This is a genomic window from Pelomonas dachongensis, from assembly GCF_043555865.1.
In the GTDB taxonomy this organism is placed as follows: Bacteria; Pseudomonadota; Gammaproteobacteria; order Burkholderiales; family Burkholderiaceae_C; genus Pelomonas; species Pelomonas dachongensis.
This window is the reverse complement of the sequence record NZ_JBIGHY010000009.1, coordinates 23,988-46,434: the sequence shown is the minus strand read 5'-3', so window position 1 is coordinate 46,434 and position 22,447 is coordinate 23,988. Positions and strand designations below refer to the sequence as shown.

The 22,447-nt window shown below is 68.3% G+C and carries 20 protein-coding genes; 9 read left to right on the top strand and 11 right to left on the bottom strand.

Annotated features, from left to right (window positions below):
* The first annotated feature begins 36 nt into the window (after nt 1–36).
* Nucleotides 37–297, top strand: a complete 261-nt coding sequence (locus ACG02S_RS21070) for a hypothetical protein (RefSeq protein ID WP_394472594.1) — start codon at nt 37–39, stop codon at nt 295–297.
* Between the two features lie 55 nt (nt 298–352).
* On the opposite strand, the gene ACG02S_RS21065 is transcribed toward ACG02S_RS21070, so the two are convergent.
* Nucleotides 353–1,090 carry a DUF481 domain-containing protein gene (locus ACG02S_RS21065; protein ID WP_394472455.1) on the bottom strand — a complete coding sequence of 246 codons (738 nt, stop codon included), beginning with the start codon at nt 1,088–1,090 and terminating at the stop codon, nt 353–355.
* Between the two features lie 139 nt (nt 1,091–1,229).
* Here ACG02S_RS21065 and ACG02S_RS21060 point away from each other — a divergent pair, with 139 nt between their 5' ends.
* Together ACG02S_RS21060 and ACG02S_RS21055 are read left to right on the top strand one after the other, a co-directional pair.
* Complete coding sequence (locus ACG02S_RS21060) at nt 1,230–3,602, top strand: UvrD-helicase domain-containing protein (RefSeq protein ID WP_394472454.1); 2,373 nt, start codon at nt 1,230–1,232, stop codon at nt 3,600–3,602.
* Nucleotides 3,603–3,612: 10 nt separating this feature from the next.
* A complete protein-coding gene (locus ACG02S_RS21055; RefSeq protein WP_394472453.1) occupies nt 3,613–4,023 on the top strand; it encodes a PaaI family thioesterase in 411 nt (136 codons plus the stop codon).
* A 9-nt stretch (nt 4,024–4,032) separates the two neighbouring features.
* Here the strand turns inward: ACG02S_RS21055 and ACG02S_RS21050 are convergent, their stop codons facing one another.
* The 4 genes from ACG02S_RS21050 to ACG02S_RS21035 form a co-directional block, all read right to left on the bottom strand.
* Nucleotides 4,033–6,171 carry a PhoX family protein gene (locus tag ACG02S_RS21050; protein WP_394472593.1) on the bottom strand — a complete coding sequence of 713 codons (2,139 nt, stop codon included), beginning with the start codon at nt 6,169–6,171 and terminating at the stop codon, nt 4,033–4,035.
* Nucleotides 6,172–6,302: 131 nt separating this feature from the next.
* Nucleotides 6,303–7,145 (bottom strand): BPSS1780 family membrane protein, encoded by an 843-nt coding sequence (locus ACG02S_RS21045; RefSeq protein WP_394472452.1) that lies wholly within the window; start codon nt 7,143–7,145, stop codon nt 6,303–6,305.
* 82 nt (nt 7,146–7,227) lie between these two features.
* Nucleotides 7,228–8,247 carry a homoserine kinase gene (locus ACG02S_RS21040; RefSeq protein WP_394472451.1) on the bottom strand — a complete coding sequence of 340 codons (1,020 nt, stop codon included), beginning with the start codon at nt 8,245–8,247 and terminating at the stop codon, nt 7,228–7,230.
* Nucleotides 8,248–8,282: 35 nt separating this feature from the next.
* Nucleotides 8,283–8,576, bottom strand: coding sequence for a hypothetical protein (locus ACG02S_RS21035; protein WP_394472450.1), 294 nt, complete (start codon nt 8,574–8,576; stop codon nt 8,283–8,285).
* 55 nt (nt 8,577–8,631) lie between these two features.
* On the opposite strand from ACG02S_RS21035, the gene polA reads away from it, so the two are divergent.
* Genes polA through ACG02S_RS21015 form a run of 4 tightly spaced genes read left to right on the top strand, consistent with a single transcriptional unit; the run spans nt 8,632 to nt 13,080 of the window.
* Nucleotides 8,632–11,403, top strand: coding sequence for a DNA polymerase I (gene polA / locus ACG02S_RS21030; protein WP_394472449.1), 2,772 nt, complete (start codon nt 8,632–8,634; stop codon nt 11,401–11,403).
* 53 nt (nt 11,404–11,456) lie between these two features.
* Complete coding sequence (locus tag ACG02S_RS21025) at nt 11,457–11,801, top strand: type II toxin-antitoxin system prevent-host-death family antitoxin (RefSeq protein ID WP_394472448.1); 345 nt, start codon at nt 11,457–11,459, stop codon at nt 11,799–11,801.
* Complete coding sequence (locus ACG02S_RS21020; protein ID WP_394472447.1) at nt 11,802–12,422, top strand: ATPase; 621 nt, start codon at nt 11,802–11,804, stop codon at nt 12,420–12,422. It begins immediately after the preceding gene.
* 31 nt (nt 12,423–12,453) lie between these two features.
* The gene (locus tag ACG02S_RS21015; protein ID WP_394472446.1) at nt 12,454–13,080 is read left to right on the top strand and encodes a response regulator transcription factor; all 627 of its coding nucleotides are present in this window, start codon (nt 12,454–12,456) and stop codon (nt 13,078–13,080) included.
* A 124-nt stretch (nt 13,081–13,204) separates the two neighbouring features.
* On the opposite strand, the gene ACG02S_RS21010 is transcribed toward ACG02S_RS21015, so the two are convergent.
* The 5 genes from ACG02S_RS21010 to xdhA all read right to left on the bottom strand — a co-directional run bounded on the left by ACG02S_RS21010 (nt 13,205) and on the right by xdhA (nt 18,323).
* The gene (locus ACG02S_RS21010) at nt 13,205–13,441 is read right to left on the bottom strand and encodes a hypothetical protein (protein ID WP_394472445.1); all 237 of its coding nucleotides are present in this window, start codon (nt 13,439–13,441) and stop codon (nt 13,205–13,207) included.
* 46 nt (nt 13,442–13,487) lie between these two features.
* Nucleotides 13,488–13,718 carry a hypothetical protein gene (locus ACG02S_RS21005; RefSeq protein ID WP_394472444.1) on the bottom strand — a complete coding sequence of 77 codons (231 nt, stop codon included), beginning with the start codon at nt 13,716–13,718 and terminating at the stop codon, nt 13,488–13,490.
* Nucleotides 13,719–13,948: 230 nt separating this feature from the next.
* Nucleotides 13,949–14,533, bottom strand: coding sequence for a peptidoglycan recognition protein family protein (locus ACG02S_RS21000; protein WP_394472443.1), 585 nt, complete (start codon nt 14,531–14,533; stop codon nt 13,949–13,951).
* A complete protein-coding gene (xdhB, locus tag ACG02S_RS20995) occupies nt 14,530–16,848 on the bottom strand; it encodes a xanthine dehydrogenase molybdopterin binding subunit (protein ID WP_394472442.1) in 2,319 nt (772 codons plus the stop codon). Before xdhB ends, ACG02S_RS21000 begins: the two co-directional genes overlap by 4 nt.
* Nucleotides 16,845–18,323, bottom strand: a complete 1,479-nt coding sequence (gene xdhA, locus ACG02S_RS20990; RefSeq protein ID WP_394472441.1) for a xanthine dehydrogenase small subunit — start codon at nt 18,321–18,323, stop codon at nt 16,845–16,847. The genes xdhB and xdhA overlap by 4 nt, the downstream gene beginning before the upstream one ends.
* 39 nt (nt 18,324–18,362) lie before the next feature.
* Here xdhA and guaD point away from each other — a divergent pair, with 39 nt between their 5' ends.
* Together guaD and ACG02S_RS20980 are read left to right on the top strand one after the other, a co-directional pair.
* Nucleotides 18,363–19,670, top strand: a complete 1,308-nt coding sequence (guaD, locus tag ACG02S_RS20985; protein ID WP_394472440.1) for a guanine deaminase — start codon at nt 18,363–18,365, stop codon at nt 19,668–19,670.
* Between the two features lie 114 nt (nt 19,671–19,784).
* Nucleotides 19,785–19,985 (top strand): hypothetical protein, encoded by a 201-nt coding sequence (locus ACG02S_RS20980; RefSeq protein WP_394472439.1) that lies wholly within the window; start codon nt 19,785–19,787, stop codon nt 19,983–19,985.
* Here the strand turns inward: ACG02S_RS20980 and ACG02S_RS20975 are convergent.
* Nucleotides 19,982–22,357, bottom strand: coding sequence for a DUF1631 family protein (locus ACG02S_RS20975; protein ID WP_394472438.1), 2,376 nt, complete (start codon nt 22,355–22,357; stop codon nt 19,982–19,984). The genes ACG02S_RS20980 and ACG02S_RS20975 overlap by 4 nt on opposite strands.
* Nucleotides 22,358–22,447 lie beyond the last annotated feature (90 nt).

The following is a 22,447-nucleotide window of genomic DNA, read 5'->3' as shown; positions in this document are numbered from 1 at the left end:
TGTCGCCCGCATCGCAAGGAGAGCGTTTTGGGCATCGTGGTCTATTGGCTGGAAGGTGAGGGCGAAGACATGTTGCCGGTATGCCGGGGCTTCGGCAGCACCGAGCTGACGCAGGCGCTGGCGTGGGCCGAGGACCGGCGCCGGCAGGGGTATGCGCACGTCAGCATCTCGACCGAGCTGGAGGGCAGCATCGGCCGCCCCGGGGTGTCCGCCGTGGAGGGCGGCAGGACACCTGACGGCGAGGTCTACGAGTGGTCCAAGGCCGGGCGCGCCGGCAAGGTGCGCAAGGGCCGATAGGCGGTATTCGGGTCGAGCGCCGTGCCGCCCCAAGCCGGCCCTCAGGCGAGGCGCTTCAAAACTTGTACCCGAAGCCCATCGTCAGCAGGTTGTCGGTCTTCTTGGTGCCCGCCGGCACGCGGCCAGCGTAGCGGCTGGACAAGCCGGCATTGAGCGTCCAGCCGCCGCTGATGGTCGTGGCGAGGCCCGCGTCGAAGGTGGCGCGGTCATCGAGTTCGCCGCCATGGGGGTAATAGACGAAGCGCTGTCTCAGCGAGGTCGTCTCGCTAACCTTGTGGCTGGACTCTTCACCCAGCAGGACCTGCGCGCCATTGGCCTGGCTGCCGTCGGTGAAGCGGGTGTCGCTGTAGCCCAGGCCGCCGAACACGTCCCAGCTGTGGGTGTCGCTCTTCACCACGTGATAGCCGACACCGCCGTTGAGGTTGTAGCGGTCACGCACGCCGCCGGACTCGTTGGTCTCGCCCTCCGCACCGCCGAAGGCGAACCAGCGCGGTCCGTAGTTGAAGTCGTAGCGGCCACCGAGCCGGAGCAGGTCGGCGGCGGTCGTCTGGATGCCGTCGACCTTGTTGCGGCCGTAGTTCGCGATGCCGTAGAGGCTGATCTTGTCTTCTTCGGTGGCGCGGCTGGCGTCGGCGTTGGCGGCCAGCGTCAGGCTGCTGGTGTTGCCGCTGGCCAGTGCGCCGGACACGCTGAGTCCGCCGTGCCAGTGTCCGTCCGGGGTGTCCTGGGCCAGGGCGGCTTGAGAAGGGAAAGCGAGGGCAGCGGCGGAGAACGCAATAGAGAGTCGTGACATCGGGTATGGGCTCCTGCGGGAAAACCATGAGTATCCCCAGCGGCCGGGCAGATCGGCACGCGCGGGGTGCCGGGTCTGTAACTGCAGCCATTGACGCGCTGCCGCCAGGCAGGTGAGGGGGCTTCCCTAAAATGCCGCGATGACTCTCTCCCCTGTCGGTACCGCGGCCGACGCTGCGACCAGCCCCCTCCTGCGCAACCTCAACCCCGAGCAGCTCGCCGCCGTCACCGCGGCGGCCGAACCGGCCCTGATCCTGGCCGGCGCCGGTTCCGGCAAGACCCGCGTGCTGACCACCCGAATCGCCTGGCTGCTGAACACGGGCCAGGTCAGCCCGGGGGGCGTGATGGCCGTGACCTTCACGAACAAGGCCGCCAAGGAGATGCAGACCCGGCTGTCCACGATGCTGCCGTTCAACGTGCGCGGCATGTGGATCGGTACGTTCCACGGCCTGTGCAACCGCTTCCTGCGCGCGCACTGGAAGCTGGCGCACCTGCCGCAGGCCTTCCAGATCCTGGATGCGAGCGACACGACGTCGGCCGTCAAGCGTGTTATCAAGGCGATGAAGCTCGATGAGGAGCGCTTTGTCCCGAAGCAGGTCGGCTGGTTCATCGCCGGCTGCAAGGAGGACGGCCAGCGCCCCGGCGATGTGCTGCCGCACGACGAGCAGACCAAGAAGCTGGTCGAGATCTACGCCAACTACGAGGACCAGTGCCAGCGCGAGGGCGTGGTGGACTTCGCCGAGCTGATGCTGCGCTCTTACGAGCTGCTGCGCGACAACCCCGCCGTGCGCGAGCACTACCAGCACCGTTTCCGCCACATCCTGGTCGACGAGTTCCAGGACACCAACAAGCTGCAGTACGCGTGGTTGAAGATGTTCGCGCCGCCGGGCGGCAGCGGCCAGAGCCTGCTGGCGGTGGGCGATGACGATCAGAGCATCTACGCCTTTCGCGGCGCGCGTGTGGGCAACATGGCGGACTTCGAGCGCGAGTACCGCGTCAAGCGCGTCATCAAGCTGGAGCAGAACTACCGCAGCTTTGGCCACATCCTGGACGCCGCCAACGAGCTCATCAGCCGCAACAGCCAGCGCCTGGGCAAGACGTTGCGCACCGACGCCGGCCCCGGCGACCCGATCCGCGTGCAGGAGTCGCCCAGCGACTTCGCCGAGGCGCAGTGGCTGATCGAGGAGATCCAGCAACTGCATCGCGGCGGCCTGGACCGGCAGGAGATCGCCATCCTGTACCGCAGCAATGCGCAATCGCGCGTCATCGAATCGGCACTGTTCAACTCGGGCATCCCGTACCGCGTCTACGGCGGCCTGCGCTTCTTTGAGCGCGCCGAGGTGAAGCACGCACTGGCTTACCTGCGCTTGCTGGAGAACGCCAACGACGACACCAGCTTCCTGCGCGTCGTCAACTTCCCGACACGCGGCATCGGCGCCAAGACGCTGGAGAACCTGCAGGACGCCGCCAAGGCCTCCGGCCGCAGCCTGTACCAGAGCGTCGGCGCCATCCAGGGCAAGGGCGGCGCCAATCTGCAGGCGTTCACCAACCTCATCGACTCGACGCGCAACCTGACGCAGGGTATGACGCTGCGCGAGATCATCGAGCAAGTGCTGGAGACCTCCGGCCTGCTGGACTTCTACCGCACCGACAAGGACGGCGCCGAGCGGCTGGAGAACCTGGATGAACTCGTCAACGCAGCCGAGGCCTTCGTCATGCAGGAGGGCTTTGGCAAGAACGCCGTGGGCCTGCCGGTGGACGAGGTGGCCCCGGGCCTGCAAACCGCCGGTACGCCGGGTTCCGTGCCGGATGCCGAGACGGGCGAGATCATGTCGCCGCTGGTGGCCTTCCTGACCCACGCTTCGCTGGAGGCCGGCGACAACCAGGCGCAGGCGGGGCAAGACGCCGTGCAGTTGATGACCGTGCACTCGGCCAAGGGCCTGGAGTTCGACGCGGTGTTCATCACGGGCCTGGAGGAAGGCCTGTTCCCGCACGAGAACGCGATGTCCGACCATGACGGGCTGGAGGAGGAGCGCCGGCTGATGTATGTCGCCATCACGCGGGCGCGCAAGAAGCTTTCCTTGAGCTTCTGCCAGACACGCATGCTGCACGGACAGACGCGTTATCACATCAAGAGCCGCTTCTTCGACGAGCTGCCGGAGGAGGCGCTGAAGTGGCTGACGCCGCGCAACCAGGGCTTCGGCTCGGGCTTTGCTCGGGAGTACCAGAACGCCTGGCAGCGCGGCTCCGGCTTGAAGGGTATGGTGGGTGCCGGCAACGTCGCCAAGGCTGCGTGGGTGGAGCCGCCGGTGCCGGCCAGCATGAAGCAGAAGGTCTCCGAGGAACATGGCGGCCTACGCGTCGGTAAGGGCGTGTTCCACACCAAGTTCGGCGAAGGCGTGCTGCTGACGCTGGAGGGCGCCGGTGCCGATGCGCGCGCTCAGGTCAATTTCGGGCGGCACGGCACGAAGTGGCTGGCGCTGTCGGTGGCCAAGCTGACGCCCATCGATTGAAGGAGGCCGCATGCCGACACTGCAAGAGTTGAACGACTTCCTGCGTGCCGAGTTCCCGCAAAGCCGCTGCACGCTGGAAGAACTGGACGATGACGGCAGCGTCGTCGTGGCCCACCCGGTGGGTGAGGCCGAGCTGCGGCCGGGTGGCACGGTGTCGGGCCCGGTGATGATGACGTTGGCCGACGTGGCGCTCTACATCGCCATCCTGGCGAAGATCGGCATCGTGCCGCTGGCGGTGACGACCAATCTGTCGATCAACTTCCTGCGCAAGCCGCGTGCGGACCGGCGCGTCGTGGCGCGTTGTCGGCTGATGAAGCTGGGCAAGAGCCTCGCCGTGGGCGAGGTCTGGATCTTCTCCGAGGGAGAAGAAGAGCCGGTGGCTCACGCCACCGGCACGTACGCGATCCCGCGGGACCGCTGAACTACGGCATCAGACGCCGATCTCGCCGCCGTCCTTGCGCGTGACGACCACGGTCGCGGAGCGCGGGCGCTTCTTGGCGGTGGCATCCGTCTGGCTGGCAGGCCAGTTGCTGCCGTAGGTCTTGGCGGCCCAGTCGGGCGTGCCTTCCTCGCCCGGGTGCTGCACGTTGAAGAACAGCGTCTTGTTGTCCGGCGTCATCGCGATGCCAGTGATCTCGCACTCCTTGGGGCCGACGAGGAAGCGGCGCAGCGTGTCCGCCGTCGCGTTGGCGCCCTTGATGGTGCTGGTGCCGCCGGCCGCGTTGGCCGCGCCGCCGTCACCCACCTTGCCCGGCACGGCGGCAAGCATCATGCAGTTCGTGACGTCGGTGTACGCGCCGTCGTCGGTCTGCACCCACAACATGCCGCGCTTGTCGAAGTACAGGCCGTCCGGGCTGGAGAAGTCGTTCACGGCGGTCAGGCCCGACAGGTTCACGTCGGCTGCCGCGTCGGCCTGCGCGCCGAACAGGTAGATGTCCCAGGCGAACTTGGTGACGCTGGCCGCATCCTCGCGCCAGCGGATGATGTGGCCGTTGGGGTTGCCTTTCTGCGAGGTCGTGCCCTTCATGTCCTCGTAGTAGCGCGGGTTGGCGGCGTCGGGCTTGAGCTGGCTGCCGGTGGGTGTGGCGGTGGTGGCGACGCGGTTGCTGTTGTTCGTCAAGGTCATGTAGACCTCGCTGTTCAACGGGTTCACGGCGCCCCATTCCGGGCGGTCCATCTTGGTGGCGCCGAGCTTGTCGGCGGCCAGGCGGGCGTGGGTGACCACGTCGCCCTGGTCGGCGAACGGGTAGGCCGCGTTGGTGGCGTCCAGTCCGTTCTTGCCGTAGGTCAACTCCAGCCATTCACCGCTGCCGTCGGCGTTGAACTTGGCGACGTACAGCGTGCCCTCGTCCAGGTACTTGGCGCCGGCCACCAGGCCCTTGCCCACGTCGGCGGCGTCCCAGACGGCCTTGGAGACGAACTTGTAGATGTACTCGTTGCGTGCGTCGTCGCCCTGGTACATGACGATGGGCTTGCCGACGACGGCAGGTGCGGGCCACGCACCTTCGTGGTTGAAACGGCCCAGCGCCGTGCGCTTGGCAGGCACGGAGTCGGGCGCGAACGGGTCGATCTCGACAACCCAGCCGAAGGTGTTAATGGTGTTGCGGTAGTCGTCCGCGGCGCTGGCGCCAACGACCGACGAATCCCAGCGCGCGAACAGGTCGGCGGTGCCGGCCGTCTCCCACAGGTAGGGGCTCTTGCGGTTCTGTGGCAGGCCGTAGCGGTTCAGGCCGACGACTTCCTTGGCGCTGCGCTTGGCGTCATCGCCGGCGGCGCGGGAGATGACGTTGAGGAAGTTTTCCTCGCAGGTCAGGTAGGTACCCCAGGGCGTGTAGCCGTTGGCGCAATTGTTGTTGGTGCCGCGCGTCTGCGTTCCGCCAGCGGAGAACTTGGTGGCCAGCAGCGCCGCGCCGCGGGCGGGGCCGGTGAAGTCCATCGTCGTTGCCGACGTGACGCGGCGGTTGAAGCGCGAGCCGCGCACCATGGACGTGCCGGCCGTCTCGCGCCTGACTTCGGCGACGCTGATGCCATGGGCGTAGATTTCCTTCTCCACCTCGGCCGCGTTGCGTGCGGCGCCGGCACTGCGGCCAGCCGGGTGCAGGCCGTAGGGCGCCACGACGTACTCGTGGTTCACGCATAGCAGGCCGCGGTCCGAGCGTTCGGCCTGGTAGGCGCCGGCGTCGGACAAGCCGAAGTAGTACATGCCGTCATGGCCGTCGCCGATGCGGCGCTGGTAGGAGTCGGCGCTCTCGCTGCCGTCGTCCTTCCAGCTCTCGTCGCCCCAGTGCATCGGGTCGCCCAGCGCGTGCAGGATGCTGACCTGATAGCCCTCCGGAACGGTGACGAGGTCGTTCTTGTTCTTTGCCACGGCGGTGAAGCCGAGCTTGGGCGGCGTGGCCGGAGTGGGCGCTGGGGCCGGTGTGGGCGCCGGAGCGGGGGCCGAGCTGTTGTCGTCGTCCGACGAGCAGGCCGTCAGGCCCACGCCGCCCAGCAGGGCCGCAGCCGTGACGGACATGCCGCCGCGCAGCGTCTGGCGGCGGCTCAGGCGGGCGGCCAGCACGTCGGCCATGTGCGGGTTGGCCGATGTGTTGACGATGGTGTCATCGTCGTATTCGTTGGGAGCGGGCGGGCAGGTCGGGCAAGGCAGATTCAAGAGGGGCTCCTCATTGCTGGAGCCCGTCATTCTTGAAACCTCGCGTGTCAGGACGATGAAGGCGGCGGCTTCGGCGGTTCGCTGAGCACGTCCTGTGGCGCGCCGAACATGAAGCAGTCGACGAAGCTGAAGTACAGCGACGCGTAGAACACGGTCGACAGGATGAGGATGGTGGTCATCAGCGCGATGGGCGCCAGTCCGGCGACGCCCAGCAGCCCGAAAACCAGGCTGACGGCACTGGTGATGGCCAGCATCAGCGCCCCCCAGACGAGCATGTTCAGCGCGAAGGCGGCGCGGTTGCGCCACAGCGCCAGCGTGCTGGAGAACAGCGCCTGTGCCACACCCTGGCCGCCCCAATGCACCAGGGCTGGCGCGTGCCAGTAGGGCACGGACAACAGGCCCACCAGGCCCAGACGCGTGACCATCCCCCAGAACAGCCGGGGGTCGGCGAACGCCTGGGCCATCGCCTCGGCGTCGGCCTGCTCACCGATCTGGCGCAGCATGGCGCCCATCGCGCCGCCGTCCACCCAGTCGGCCAGCAGGCTGACGACCAGCAGCGCACCCGCATAGCCAAAACACAGCATCAGCTGGCTGCGGCGGCGCTCGGGGGTCAACTTCAATGGCGCGATGAAGACGCTTGCCGTGGGCGTCTTCTGCTGCAGCACGAGATGCGTGGCCAGCATGAAGCCCAGCGACAGCAGCGGCAGCGACGCGACCATCAGCAGCGACCCGATGCCCGGGATCAGCATCGCGACGAAGGACGCGAACAGGTACAGGCCGAACAGCCCGGCCAGCGCCAGCGGCTGTCGCTGGAACACCTTGAAGCCGTGGCGCACCCACAGCCGGCCGTTGCGGGCCGGCACGTCCTGCAAATGCAGCTGCATGGTCATTTCAGCCCCTCGTCTGACGAGTACGTCATCCGATCCCCCGAAGGGATGGCCGCTTGCTTGGGGCGGCCCGGCGCGGCGCGGCTCATGTGGTCTCCTTCATTGCATGCCACGGCTGGGCGATGCGCTCGCGCAGCACGCGCTCGAAGTGCCGCGGGTCGTGTGCCTTCAGCAGCGACGCGTCGCGTGGCAGGTGCAGGTCGTACAGCCGCGACACCCAGAAGCGCAGCGCCGCGGCGCGCAGCAGCGCGGGCAGCAGGCGGTGCTCGGTCCCGGACAGCGGTCGCACACTTTCGTAGGCCGCCACGAACACGGCGGCGCGCTCCTCGATGAGGCGGCCGTCGGCGAGGTCGATGCACCAGTCGTTCAGGCACACGGCCAGGTCGAACAGCCAGGTGTCACAGCCGGCGAAATAGAAGTCGAAGAATCCCGTCAGCCGCTCGCGGCCGGGTCCCTCGCCGGGCTCGAACATGACGTTGTCGCGGAACAGGTCAGCGTGGATGGGGCCGAAGCACCGGGCCGTCAGCTCGGCGTAGCCGGCCGATGCGGCCAGCTGCTGCTGGTAGGCCAGCTCGCTTTGAAGCAGATCCGCCTGCGGGGCGTCGAGGAACGGCAGGATCTGCGGCACGACCTCTTCCCACCAGGCCAGCCCGCGCAGGTTGGGCTGCTGCAGCGGGTAGTCGCGCCCGGCCAGGTGCATCTGCGCCAGCGTGGCGCCGACCTGCTCGCAGTGGAAGGCATCGGGCGCCAGCTGGTGGCCGCCGTGCAGCCGGTCGACGATGGCCGCCGGCTTGCCGGCCACCTCGAACAGGATCTGGCCGCTCGCGTCCGCGTGCGGCTCGGGCACCGGCACGCCGCGCTGCGCCAGGTGCTGCATCAGCCGCAGGTAGAAGGGCAGCTGCGCGGCTGTCAGGCGCTCGAACAGCGTCAGCACATAGCGGTGCAGGTGGCCGCCGTTGTGGCCATCACTCTGCGTGCAGTCGACGAAATAGTTGGTGTTCTCGATGCCGGCACCGATGCCGCGCAGCGAGCTGAGAGTCCCGAGTTGGAGGTGGTCCAGCAGGGCTTGTGCCTGCGCGGGGCTGACTTCGGTGAAAACGGCCATTGGGTGCAGGCAGCGACCGCGCGGGCCGCGATTGATCAGAACTTGAAGACGCGCCAGACCCGCGTGCCCGAGCCGCTCTTGGGCAGGCCCGTGCCGGTGCCGCCGGCCGACTCGCGGCCCGCGTCGTTGACGACGATCTCGTAGTCGGGGGCCTTGGTGAGCTTGTTCTTCACCGTGACCTTCTTGGTCTCGCCCCGCACCCTCAGCTCTTCGATGCGGACCTGGTCGTCCTCGGCCACGGTGCGCTCGACCTTGGGTTCGGGCGGCGGGTCGGCCAGGGCGCTGGTGGCGACGGCTGCGAGCAGCAGCAAGGCGGTGGGGCGAAGCATGATGCTGCCGATTCTAGGCGGCGACGCAGTCCTGCCTCCTGGACAATCCGTCGCCATGAGCAAACCCATCCTGCTGCTGGTCGACGGCTCCAGCTACCTGTACCGCGCCTTTCACGCCATGCCCGACCTGCGCGGGCCTGAAGGGCAGCCCACCGGCGCCGTGCGCGGCATGGTTGCGATGCTGAAGAAGCTGCAGAGCGATGTGGGCGCGGAACATGCCGTCTGCGTGTTCGACGCCTCCGGCCCGACCTTCCGCGATGAGTGGTACCCCGAGTACAAGGCCCAGCGATCGCCGATGCCGCCGGAGCTGCGCGCGCAGATCGAACCCATCCACGAGGTCGTCAAGCTGCTGGGCTGGCCCACGCTGACGGTGCCCGGCGTGGAGGCGGACGATGTCATCGGCACGCTGTGCTGCATCGGCGCCGCGCAGGGCCACCGCATGATCGTGTCCACCGGCGACAAGGACTTGTCGCAGCTGGTGAACCCGGACGTGGAACTCATCAACACGATGAGCGGCGAGCGGCTGGACGAGGTCGGCGTGCTGGCGAAGTTCGGCGTGCCCCCCCATCGCATCGTCGACTACCTGACACTGATGGGCGACACGGTGGACAACGTGCCGGGCGTGACCGGCGTCGGCCCGAAGACCGCGGCGAAGTGGATCGCCGAGTACGGCTCGCTGGACGGTGTCATCGCTGCGGCACCCGCCATCAAGGGCAAGGCCGGCGAGAACCTGCGCGCCGCGCTGGACTGGCTGCCGATGGGCCGCAAGCTGGTCACGGTGAAGGTGGACTGCGAGCTGGCCGAGCATGTGACTGGCTGGCCCACGCTGGACGAACTGGCCTTCCGCGAGCCCGACAAGGCGCCGCTGGCCGAGTTTTACAAGCGCAATGGCTTCAAGGCCTGGCTGGAGGAGCTGACCGGCGAGGCGCCCGCGCCGAAGGCCAGGCCCCGGGCCGGTGACGCGGCGGCGACCCCCGGGCTTTTCGACGAACCCGAGCCGCCGGCCGGCGCGACAGATGTGGCCCGCCAGTACGACACCATCCTGACCTTCGAGCAGTTGGACGCCTGGATCGCCCGCCTGCGCGCCGCGCCGCTGTGCGCGCTGGACACCGAGACCGATTCGCTGGATCCGATGGCCGCACAGATCGTGGGCATCTCGTTCGCCGACAAGCCCGGCGAGGCGGCCTACATCCCGCTGCACCACAGCGGCCCCGACGCACCCGAGCAACTGCCGTTCGACGAGGTGGTGGCCAGGCTCAAGCCGTGGCTGGAGGACGAGTCCGCCAAGAAGATCGGCCAGAACCTGAAATACGACCGCCATGCGCTGCTGAACCATGGCATCGCTCTGGCCGGCGTGCAGCACGACACGTTGCTGCAGAGCTATGTGCTGGAGGCCCACAAGACCCACAACCTCGAAGCGCTGGCCGAGCGCCACTTGGGCCGCAAGGGCCTGAGCTACGAGGACCTGTGCGGCAAGGGCGCGCACCAGATCCCGTTCGCGCAGGTGGCGGTCGACAAGGCGACCACCTATTCGGGCGAGGACAGCGAGATGTGCCTGCACCTGCACAGCGTTCTGTGGCCACAGATCGAGGCCGATGCGGGGCTGATGCGCATCTACCGTGACATCGAGATGCCGACGGCCGACCTGCTGGCGCGCATCGAGCGTCATGGCGTGCTGATCGATTCGGAGCGGCTGCAGGCGCAGAGCCACGAGATCGGCCAGCGCCTGGTGCTGCTGGAGCAGCAGTGTTACGACATCGCCGGCCAGCCGTTCAACATCGGCAGCCCGAAGCAGATCGGCGAGATCCTGTTCGGCAAGCTGGGCCTGCCCGTCGTCAAGAAGACGGCGACGGGTGCGCCCTCTACCGACGAAGAGGTGCTGACCGAGCTGGCCGCCGACTTCCCGCTACCGGCCAAGATCCTGGAGTACCGCGGCCTTTCCAAGCTGAAGAGCACCTACACGGACAAGCTGCCGCTGCAGATCAACGCCCACACCGGCCGGGTGCACACCAACTACGCGCAGGCCGTGGCGATCACCGGGCGGCTGTCCAGCAACGAGCCCAACCTGCAGAACATCCCCATCCGCACCGCGGAAGGCCGGCGCGTGCGCGAGGCGTTCGTGGCGCCCGCGGGCTTCAAGATCGTCAGTGCCGACTACTCGCAGATCGAGCTGCGCATCATGGCCCACATCAGCGAGGACCCGGGCCTGCTGAAGGCGTTCCAGGAGGGCCAGGACGTGCACCGCGCGACCGCGTCCGAGGTGTTCGGCGTGGCGCTGGCCGACGTGTCGAGCGAGCAGCGCCGTTACGCCAAGACCATCAACTTCGGCCTGATCTACGGCATGGGCGCGTTCGGCCTGGCCGCTGCCTTGGGCATCGAACAGAAGGCCGCCAAGGACTACATCGAGCGCTACTTCACCCGCTTTGCTGGCGTGAAGCGCTACATGGACGAGACCAAGGCGAGCGCCGCGGAGAAGGGGTTTGTGGAGACGCTGTTCGGGCGCCGTATCTATCTGCCCGAAATCCGCGGCGGCAACGGTCAGCGCCGTGCGGGTGCCGAGCGCCAGGCCATCAACGCGCCCATGCAGGGCACGGCGGCCGACCTCATCAAGCTGGCCATGCTGGCCGTGCAGGCAGAGCTGGAGCGCGCCGGCAAGCAATCGACCATCGTCATGCAGGTGCACGACGAACTGGTGTTCGAGGTGCCCGAGGCCGAGCTGGACTGGATGCGCATCGAGGTGCCGCGCCTGATGGCCGGCGTGGCGCAGTTGAAGGTGCCGCTGCTGGCCGAGGTGGGCGTGGGCTCGAATTGGGAAGAAGCCCATTGAATCCCCATTTTTCAGAAAATGGGCAAAATAGGTGCATCTGACCAGGAGTCGCCATGTCCGCCGTTCTCGAACAAGCCCTCGCCGACCAGCTGCCCAGCGTGTCGGCCACGCAGCTCGTGGCGGGCATCCAGAAGGTCGGCCGCGCCGTGGACGCCCATGGCGCGGTGCTCATCACCAAGCATGACCAGCCGGCCTACGTGCTGATGTCGGTGGCGCGCTACCGCGAGCTGCAGCGTGCGGCAGAGCCCGACCTGGGCGCGTTGAGTGGTGAGTTCGACGCGATGCTTGCGCGCATGCAGGGCCAGGGCGAGGCGATGTCCGCCGCCTTTGACATGAAGCCCGAGGCGATGGGCGCTTCCGCCGTCAAGGTGGCCAAGCCCCGCCGCAAGGCCCGCTGAGTGCCGCCCCGCCTCTTTGTGCTGGCGGGTGTCAACGGCGCCGGCAAAAGCTCGCTGGGCGGTGCCGCCCTCCATGCCAGTGGCGCCGAGTTTTTCAACCCCGACATCGCCGCGGCGCGCCTGCGCGAGCAGCAGCCGGCGCTGTCGGCGAGCCAAGCCAACGGCCTGGCCTGGACCTTGGGCCGGCACGGCCTGGAGCGGGCGCTGGCGGAGAGCTTGACCTACGCCTTCGAGACCACCTTGGGCGGCAACAGCATCGCTCGGCTGCTGATGGAGGGGGCGCGCAACGGTGCCGAGGTGCACGTCTGGTTCGCCGGCCTGGCAACGCCGGAACTGCACCTGCGCCGCATCGCCGCTCGCGTGGCCGCGGGCGGGCGTGACATTCCCGAGGCCAAGGTGCGCGAGCGCTTCGACGCCAGCCGCAGCAACCTCGTCAAGCTGATGCCGCATCTCGCCAGCCTGCGCGTCTACGACAACAGCTTCGAGGCTGATCCGCTCGCCGGCAAGCGGCCCCAGCCGGTGCTGCTGCTGCAGATGCAGGCCGGCCGCGTCGTCACGCACGCCCCGCTGCGCAGCGTGCCCGCCTGGGCCAAGCCGCTGCTGGCCGCCGCCCTGCGTTGACTATCATCCGTGCTCACAAGGGAGCACAACAATGAAGGTCTTGCTGGTCGATGCGTTCCCGATGGTGCGCGCCGCGCTCACCGGGTTGATCGAGCAGCACTTCGCCGGCGCCCAGGTGAATGGCGTCGACACCGTCGTCGCCGCGCGCGCCGCACTGATCGAAGACATGCCTCGCCTGGTGCTGCTGGACCTGCAGGTGGAGGGCGGCTTCGAGCTGCTGCAGCAGATCCACCGTGAGCATCTGCTGCTGCCGGTGGTGGTCATCTCGGGCACCGACGACACCGAGGACGCGCTGCAGGCGCTGGGCGCCGGGGCGATGGGCTATCTGCCGCAGCGCAGCGACTTGAGCACCATGGTGCAGGCCCTGCAGCTGGTGCTGGCCGGCGGCACATACGTGCCGCCGCTGAAGCCGCTGGCGCAGATGCAGGCATCCGCCGCGCCGGCCATGTCGCAGGCCTGGGCCGAGCTGCCGCTGACGCCGCGCCAGAAGGGCGTGCTGGACCTGCTGGCCCGCGGCCTGTCCAACAAGGAGATTGCCCGCGAGCTGAACATCGGCGTGGACACGGTCAAGGACCATGTGGCCGCGGTGCTGAAGGCGCTGGGCGCCAGCTCGCGGACGCAGGCGGTGCTGATTGCGACGCAGAAGCGGGGGCGGTGAGGGGCTACGGGCTGGGTGCGGCCGATGTCGTTTGTCGCCCGGAGGGACAGCGGCGTGGCTTAGTTGATGCCTGGGAGCGGTGGCTCAACGGTCGAGTCGCGCGGTTGAGGCTCAGCTTGAGTCGCTAAGCAGCACTTGTGCGCGTGGCTTGGCGCCGCATGGCAAGTGCACGTTCGCGGCCCTTCTCTGTGAGTGAGATCAGGTTGTCGTCCCAGGCGTTGATGCTCACCAAAACCTTGCTCTCAAGGCCCTTGGCAAGTTCATGAAACTCCAGCTTCGTGCCGGGGGCGCGGCTGTAGTCGATGTTCTCGAGGTTGATCGGCTGAGTGGGGTTCTTGGCCCAAAAGAAACAGGATTGCACGTTCTGCGTCGATGAGCTTCGAACTCGTGAGCGCCGTCGCCTTTTTTTAGCCAGCTCTGCATAGATGCCAGCCGCCAACAATTGACCAGAATGCCAACAGGCAGCGTGTCAGCACCATGGCCGCAAACAAGGATGGAGTGAACTCCTTTTGCACCGCTGGGACGTGTGCGGGCGCAAGCATTGGCCCGAAGTACATCGCTGATGCGGTCGCGAAGACTGCCATGACAAGGGTTTTCGAGAGCGCCAGCTTTTTGAGGCTGTCAGCGAGCCAGTCCATGGGTGATTTGTGCGATCAACCTTGATGTGTGTGGATTTTCAACAATCCCGCTCAGCATTTGTTCCATGCGTCCAGACAGCTCGCGAGCAGCTGAGCGTCATCACTCTCCGTTGGTACGTCGATTGAGTCGCGTCTGACGTGGCCTGCGGTCGACTTCCCCCGGCTGGTTGCGCCGTCATGATGCTCGGTCGCGCCGGGTCACCACGCTGCCGTTGCGTGCAACGCGCAGATCACCTCGCCTCCAGCCGCCGTCCCACCTCGCCCTTGAACCAGCCCGATTCCAGATAGGCGTACAGGTTCTTCCCCGGGCAGACTGTCTGCCGGCTGTAGTCCTTGTGGCTGGCGATGTCGTCCAGCCCCAGCTTGTTTTCGCGCGCCAGCCAGGCGGTCAGGTCGACGGCGGCGTTCAGCTGCGCGGGCGTGGGCTGCTGTTCCTCGAAGTTGCCGACCAGCATGACCAGCGCGTGGCCGCGGGGGTCGTACTCGGTGTTGGTGTCGCCGGCCTGCTGCAGCGGCCGTGCCGCGTAGATGCGGCCATCGGGCGCGATGACGTAGTGGTAGGGGATGTCGGCCCAGCGCTTGGTCAGGCGCGACCACTGCTGCAGCCGGCGCAGGTAGTTCTGCACATCGGTGCCGTCCTTCCAGATCTCGCCCTGGTGGTGGAGGGTGATCTTGCTGATCTGCTGCGCGGGCGCCGGTGCGCTGGCCGGCGTGCCGCCCCAGGCCTCGACGCTGACGATCTGCGGGGCGGGCGGCTCGACGCTGGCGCAGCCGGCCATCAACAGGGCGGCGCAAAGGCTGGCGATGAATTTCATCGCATGGAGTCTATGGCGGCCAGCACCGCCTCGGCCGTGGCCGGTGCCTGCAGCGGCGGGTCGCAGTGCTCGGGCCCGCAGGCCGCGCAGGCGTCCTTGATGGCCAGCAGCGCCGCAAAACCCAGCAGCAGCGGCGGCTCGCCGACGGCCTTGCTGCGGTGGATGGTCTCACTGGCGTTCGCAATGCCGAACAGCTCGGTGCGGAACTCTGTGGGGCAGTCGTTGGCCGTCGGGATCTTGTAGGTGCTCGGCGCGTGCGTGGTCAGCTTGCCGGTGTTCGGATGCCACACCAGCTCTTCCATCGTCAGCCAGCCCATGCCCTGGATGAAGCCGCCTTCGATCTGGCCGATGTCCAGCGCCGGGTTCAGGCTTGTGCCCACGTCATGCAGCAGGTCGGCGCGCGTGATGCGGCTCTCGCCGGTCAGCGTGTCGATCAGCGCCTCGCAGACGGCGCCGCCCCAGGCGTAGTAGTAGAACGGGTGGCCTTGCAGCTTGGCTCTGTCCCAGTGCAGTCCAGGCGTCGCGTAGAAGCCGTCGCTCCACAGCTGGATGCGCTTCAGATACGCCGCGGCGACCAGCTCAGTGAAAGGCAGGCTGTGCCCTCCGCCGCTGACTTGGCCGTCGGCGAACGCGACCAGCTCCACCGCGCAGCCGAAGCGCTCGGCCGCGAGCGCCGCCAGCCGCGCCTTGATCTTGCGCGCCGCATCCTGCGCGGCCTTGCCGTTCAGGTCGCTGCCGGTGGACGCTGCGGTGGCCGATGTGTTGGCGACCTTGCTGGTGTCGGTGGCCGAGCAGCGCACCGCCGAGAACGGCAGGCCCAGTTCGTGCGCCACGACCTGTGCGACCTTGGTGTTCAGTCCCTGACCCATCTCCGTGCCACCGTGGTTCACCAGGACGGAGCCGTCGGTGTAGACATGCACCAGCGCGCCGGCCTGGTTCAGGTGGGCCACGTTGAAGGAGATGCCGAACTTGACGGGCGTGAAGGCCAGGCCCTTCTTCAACACGCGGCTGCCGGCGTTGAACGCGGCGATCTCCGCGCGGCGTTCGGCGTAGCGGCTGCTGGCCAGCAGTCGCGCCGTCAGCGGCTGGGCATGCAGCTCCTCGACCTGCTGGCCGTAGGGCGTCGTGTCCTGACCAGCCGCGTAGAAGTTGCGTTCGCGCACGGTGGTGCCGTCCAGTCCCAGACGGCGCGCGACGCCGTCCAGGATCATCTCGATCGCGATGGCGCCCTGCGGGCCGCCGAAACCGCGGAAGGCGGTGTTGCTCTGCGTGTTGGTTTTGGCGCAGTAGCCGTGCATGGCCAGGTGGGGCAGCCAGTAGGCGTTGTCAAAGTGGCACAGCGCGCGGGCCATGACCGGCGCGGACAGGTCGGCGCTGTGGCCGGCGTTGGAGATCAGGGCGATGTCCACGGCGAGGATGCGGCCCTCATCGTCGAATCCCACGTCCCAGCGGTAGTCGAAGCCATGGCGGCGGCCGGTGATGAGGAAGTCGTCGTCGCGGTCCACGCGCAGCTTGACCGGCTTGCCCAGCTTCAGCGCGGCGATGGACGCGACGCAGGCAAACAGCGCCGACTGCGACTCCTTGCCGCCGAAACCGCCACCCATGCGTCGGCACTGCACGGCCACGCGGTGCGCGTGCCAGCCCAAGGCATGCGCGACGAGCTGCTGCATCTCGCTCGGGTGCTGCGTGGAGCAGTGCACGAGCAGGCCTTCGCCGCCTTCCTGCGGCACGGCCAGGCTGATCTGGCCCTCTAGGTAGAACTGCTCCTGGCCGCCCAGGCTCCACGTGCCTTGCAGGCGGTGCAGCGCGGTGGCGAGGTGGGCGGCCGGCTCGCCGCGCGTCAAGTGCATGGGCGGCAGCACGTATTGGCCCGCCGCATGCGCTTCGAGCGCGGTCAGGACGGGCGGCAGCGGCTCGGCCTGGATGACCTGCTTGGCGAGCGCCGCCGCGCGACGTGCCAACTCGCGGTTCGTTGCGATGACGGCGAACACCGGCTGGCCGACGTAGCGCAATTCGTCACCCGCCAAGATGGGGTCGTCGTGCAGCAGCGGGCCGCAGTTGTTCTCGGCCGGGATGTCGGCCGCGCTCAGCACGGCGACGACGCCGGGCATGCGGCGGATGCGATCGAGGTCGAGGCTCGTCAGCCGGCCGTGCGCGATGGGCGAAAGGCCCAGCGCCGCATGCAGCGTGCCGGCGGGCTCGGGCAGGTCGTCCGTGTAAGGTGCGGCGCCGCTGACATGCAGGTGCGCGGACTCGTGCGGCCGCGATGTGCCGACCACGGGCGCAGGCATCAACAGCGCGTCGGGCTTGTTCATGCCGCCAGCCTCCCCGAGCGCCAGACGGTGATCGTGCGGCGGTCGAGCGTTTCCAGCCACAGCTTGCGAAGCAGGTTCTGCGCGACCTTGAGGCGATAGCTGTCGCTTGCGCGCATGTCGGTCAGTGGCTGGAAGTCCCTCGGCAGCGCCAGCGCGGCCGCTTCGGCGGTGGCCTCGACCCATCGCTGGCCCACGACGGCGGCCTCGGCCAGGGCGGCGCGCTTGACGATGCCCGCCATGCCGCCGAACACGAAGCGCGCCTGCTGCACCGTGCCGTTGCGCAGCTGCAGCGCCAGCACGGCGCAGACAGCGGAGATGTCGCTGTCGTGCCGCTTGGATATCTTGTGCGCCGAGATGGCCCAACTCATGTCCGGCCGGGGCAGGTGCAGCGCCTCGACAAACTCGCCGGGCTGCAGGTCCTTCTTCATGTAATCCAGGTAGAAGGCTTCCAGCGGCTGACGGCGTTGCTGTGAACCGCGGCGCAGCACGACCTCGGCACCCAGCGCGATCAACGCCGGCGCGCCATCCCCGATGGGCGAGCCGTTGGCGATGTTGCCGCCCAGCGTGCCGGCATGCCGCACCGGCGGCGACGCGAAGCGGCGCCACAGTTCGGCCAGCGACGGCGTCAGTTCGGTGAGCTTGGCCCACGCTTCCTCCAGCGACGCGGCGGCGCCAATCCACAGGCCGGGCTGGCCGTGGAAGGACTCGTCGCGGATCTCGCGCAGCGCGTCGACGCGGCCGGTGTAGATCAGGTGCGGCAGTTCGCGGAACTGCTTGTTGACCCACAAGCCGATGTCGGTGGAGCCGGCCAGCAGCGTGGCGGCGGGGTAGGTCTCGCAAAGCAGGGCCAGGTCGGGCACGGTCTGCGGCGCGTTGAAGCACGCGCCGGCGTGCGTGTAATCCAGCGGCCCGTCGGCCCGCAGGTCCTGCAGCGCTGCGATGAGGGGCGCGCGGTCCAGGCAGCGCGCCGGCGCGTCGAACATGGCCTCGCCGGCATCCAGGATGGGCCGGTAGCCCGTGCAGCGGCACAGGTTGCCGGCCAGGTCGTCGGCCAGTTGTTGGCGCGTGGGCCGCGTGCCGGCAGCCTGGTGGGCCTCGTAGCAGGCGGTCATCGTCATGACGAAACCGGGCGTGCAGAAACCGCACTGAGAACCGTGGCAGTCCACCAGGGCCTGCTGCGCGGGGTTGAGGTTCTGCGGGCCGCCCACATCCTCCACCGTCAGCAGCGCGCGGCCGTCCAGCGTGGGCAGGAACTGCGTGCAGGCATTGACATTGCGTAGCTGCAACTGCCCTGACGCGTCCAGCTCGCCCTGGATGACGGTGCAGGCGCCGCAGTCGCCCTCGGCGCAGCCTTCCTTGGTGCCGATGCAGGCGGCGTGCTCGCGCAGGTATTGCAGGACCGTGGTCGTCGTGGGCAAACCGTCCACCTCGACGACCTCGCCGCGGTGGAAGAAACGGATGGGGCGGGTATTCATGCTGGCCTCGATTCTCCCGCCTTGCTTCAGAATTGCCATATGAGTTTTACTAACCAGGAAAAATCATTCGACGCCCCGCGCCGATGGGCCTTGCGAGGCGATCTGCTGGACTTCACGGCCGCACCGGCCTGGGGCGACGTGGATGCCACGGCGGTGCGGTTCGACCGCGACCACTGGCTGCTGATCGAGGACGGCCGCATCGTCGGGCGCCAGGCCGCCGAGCCGGATGACACCTGGGTGCGCAAGGACCATGCCGGCAAGCTGGTGCTGCCGGGCTTCATCGACACGCATGTGCACTGCCCGCAGCTGGACGTCATCGCCTCCTACGGCACGGAACTGCTGGACTGGCTGCAGCGCTACACCTTCCCGGCCGAGTGCGCGTTTGCCGACCCGACCCGGTCCAAACGCGGCGCCGAGGTGTTCCTGGACGCGCTGCTGACCAGTGGCACGACCTCGGCCGTCGTGTTCCCGACGGTGCACAAGGTCTCCGCCGAGGCGCTGTTCGAGGGCGCGGCGGCGCGCGCCATGCGGCTCGTCACCGGCAAGGTGCTGATGGACCGCCATGCGCCCGACGGGCTGCGTGACGACGTGGTGCAGGCCCAGCGCGACTGCATCGACCTCATCGACCGCTTCCACGGCCGGGGCCGCAATGCCTTTGCCGTGACAGTTCGCTTTGCGCCCACCAGCACCCCCGAGCAGCTGGCCATGGCCGGCGCGCTGTGCCGGGGCGACGCCAGCCTCTATATGCAGACTCATGTGGCCGAGAACCGGGCCGAGGTCGAGTGGGTGGCGCAGCTGTTCCCGGATGCGCGCAGCTACCTGGACGTCTACGCCCGCGTGGGTCTGGTGCATGAGCGCGCGGTGCTGGCGCACGGCATCTGGCTGGACGACGCCGACCGCCGACTGCTGGCCGACCGCGGCGCGCAGGTCGCGCATTGCCCGTCCAGCAACCTGTTCCTGGGCAGCGGGCTGTTCGATTGGTCGGGTGCGCCGTTCAATGTCAGCCTGGCGTCCGACGTGGGCGGCGGCACCTCGCTGAGCCTGATTCGCAACATGGGCGATGCCTACAAGGTGCAGGCGATGCGCGGCGAGCGGCTGACCGCCTGGACCGCGCTGCATGCCGCCACCCGCGGCGCGGCCGAGGCGCTGCGGCTGGGCGACGAGATCGGCGGCCTGTCGGTCGGGCAGGCGGCCGACATCTGCGTGTGGGACTGGGCGAAGGGGCCGGTGGCCGAGGCGCGCGACGCCGTCGCCCGCGAGCTGCATGAGCGCGTTTTCGCGTGGATGACGCTGGCCGACGAGCGCAACCTGGCGGCCTGTTATGTGGCCGGCCAGCGCCGCGTCTGAGCGGGTCATGCCGCGGGATCGCGGTTTCGTCGCATGGCGAGGGCGGCCGCATGCGGTCGTCCCTAGAGTCTGATGCTGTCGCCCGAGGCGGGCTTCCAAGTCTGGAGTTCCGAGATGTTCGGTTTTCTGCTGTGGTGTGTGCTGTTCGTGCTTTGCTGGCCGCTGGCCCTGATCGCGCTGCTGCTGTGGCCGCTGGTGTGGTTCATCACGCTGCCATTCCGGCTGCTGGGTGTCGCGGTAGACGGCGTGTTCGCGCTGCTGCGCGCCATCGTCATGCTGCCGGCCCGCGTGCTGGGCGGCGGCGCCAGGACTTAGCGCGCCGGACTGAGCGCCGCAAGCTGCGCGCGCGCCCGGGCTGTCGCGCGTTCCAGCAGCAGCGCGGGCTCGAAGGCGCGCATGCGGTCGGCCTCGCACAGCTTGCGAAGCATGCGGGCCGTCATCGTCACCGTTTCCTGGTGGCGGTTGCCGCGCGTGAAGATGAAGAAGCTGCGACCGGCGCTGACATGGGCCAGGCGCATCTTCTGCCACTCGGTGCCGGTGTGCATCTGATATGCGAAGCCCAATTGCATGTTGTCCATCAGCGTGGCCCCGCTGGCGGCCTCGGGTGCGGCCTCGGCGGCGGGCAGGCCGTCGATGGAAATATCTACCGCCTGCAGCGGCTCGGCTTGTGCGTCGTTGCCGGACAGGTCGAGATCCAGTTCGCCGTTCCAATCCACGGCGGCGTCCTCGACGAGGCCCAGGCTCTTGGCCTCGGCCGGCGTCAGGCGCTGGCTGGCGTCCAGCTCGCCGGGTTGCGACTCGCCGGCGATGGGCTTGCTCAGGTCGGCCTCGGCCGGCGGCGGGACGCCGAAGATCTGGTCCAGCTGCTTGATCAGCAGGTTGGTGTCCAGCGCACTGGGGGCCTGGCCCTTCAGCGACTCGGCATGGGCCGGCAGCAGCGCGCCGAAGAAGTCCTTACGCGGGCCATCCGGCCAGCGGATCAGGTCCAGCCCCTCGTTGAGCGTGCGCATCAGGTTGGGCAACTCGCGCAGGAAGTCCGCGCGCGCTGCCGTGCCGCCCTTGGGCTGCACACTCATGACCAGGCTGCGGCCTAGTGTGCGCAGGCGCAGCGCGCGCTCCGGCGCGCCCTCGCGCGAGGCCAGCACGATGGCCTGGCTCCACACGCCCGACAGGAAACTGCGCAGGAACTCCTGCATCGGCACCCGTGCCAGCTGCTGCTGCAGTTGCAGCGCATAGCGCTGCTGCAGACGCAGGTCGGTCTCGCGCCGCTCGACGACGGCGGCGGCGTCGCCGGTCGCCTTCAGCGTGTTGCGCGCCTGCTCGGCGATGAAGGCTTCCAGGTCGTCCAGCTTGGCCGTGTACACGTCCATGCGGTCGAAATCACCTTGGGCCACGTCCTGGATCAGGTCGCGCACATGCGCGAGGAACGAGCGCCCGGGGTCGTCGCTGAAATCGTCGAAGGCGCAGGCGAGCGACGCCATGCGGTTGACGAACTGGCGCACCGGGTGACGGCGCGACGAGAAAAAGGTCTCGTCGCCCAGCGCCGCGCGCAGCACGGGCAGTTGCAGCCGGGCGATCAGGCGCGCCATCTGCGGCGGCACCTTGGGGTCGGAGAGGATCTGGTCGAACAGGCTGCTGACCACATCGATGACCATGTGGTCCAGACGACCCGTGGCCGCCTGGCGAAGCTCGTCGCGGTGCTGCTGGATGACGTTGGTCGGCAGCGGCATCTGCCCCCAGGCGCTGGGCTCGCTGCTGAGCGTGTCCAGGCCCATGCGGCTGGACGGGGCGTTGGCGTCGGTGCTGCTTTCGTGGCCCGCCGGCGTTTGGGCCAGGCGACGCAGCAGGTCCATCATCTGCGGGTCGACATTCCCCATGCCGCCGCTCCGTCCGCCGTAGCCTCCGCCGAAACCGCCCGCGCCAAAGCCGCTGCGGCCGAGGCCGCCGTGACCCGAGCCACCGTAGTTGCCGCCGCGCGTCGAAAAGCCGCCGTGGCTCGAATCGAGATCACCGGGCTGGGTCGGGGCGCCCAGTCCGCCGTGCCGCGACACGCTGCCATCGGGCGCGGCCCGGACACGCAGGTCCTGAGGGCGCAGCCCGCGGGAACGCAGCAGCTCGGCGATGTCGCCATAGCAGGCGCGCATCTCCTGCGCCAGGGCGCGCGTCAACTCGTCGGTCAGGGTCTGGCGGCTCAGCGCGTCGTCGGTGATGGACTGCACGGCGTCCAGCAGTGCCTGGCCCACCAGTTCCGGGCGCAGCGGATTGCGCTCACCGACCTGGATGCTGGCCACATAAGACTCCACCTCGCGCAACTCCCACTCGCAGTGGTGGCTGATGGCCAGCCCGATGCGGTCCGCCGCGACGAGGTTGTTGACCTGGTCGTCGTCCATCAACGACAACTCGCCCCAGTCCTTCTTCAACGGAGCAGCGACCGGCTTGGTCTCGCTCTGTTCGGCAGTGATCTGGCGCCGCAGGCTCTGCAGGAAGCGCTGCATGAACGTGCCCTGTTGCTGGCGGAACACGAACTGAGCTGCCAGCAGCGCGTCGCGCCGCTTGATCTGCCCTGCGGACAGCGCCGACAGACCCAGACCTTCCGCGCAGCGCTCTGCCGCCTGCTCGCCCGCCAGTCGGATGCGGGTCAGCGAGGCTTCGAGGTGCGGATTCAGACGGATCTCGGGCGCGGTCATCAACAATGAGGCACGAAGTTGCGAAAGTATCGCGCCTGCCACCCATAGGGGTTTTCGGCAGGTGCCAATTTCCTGGCAAAAAAAAGCCCG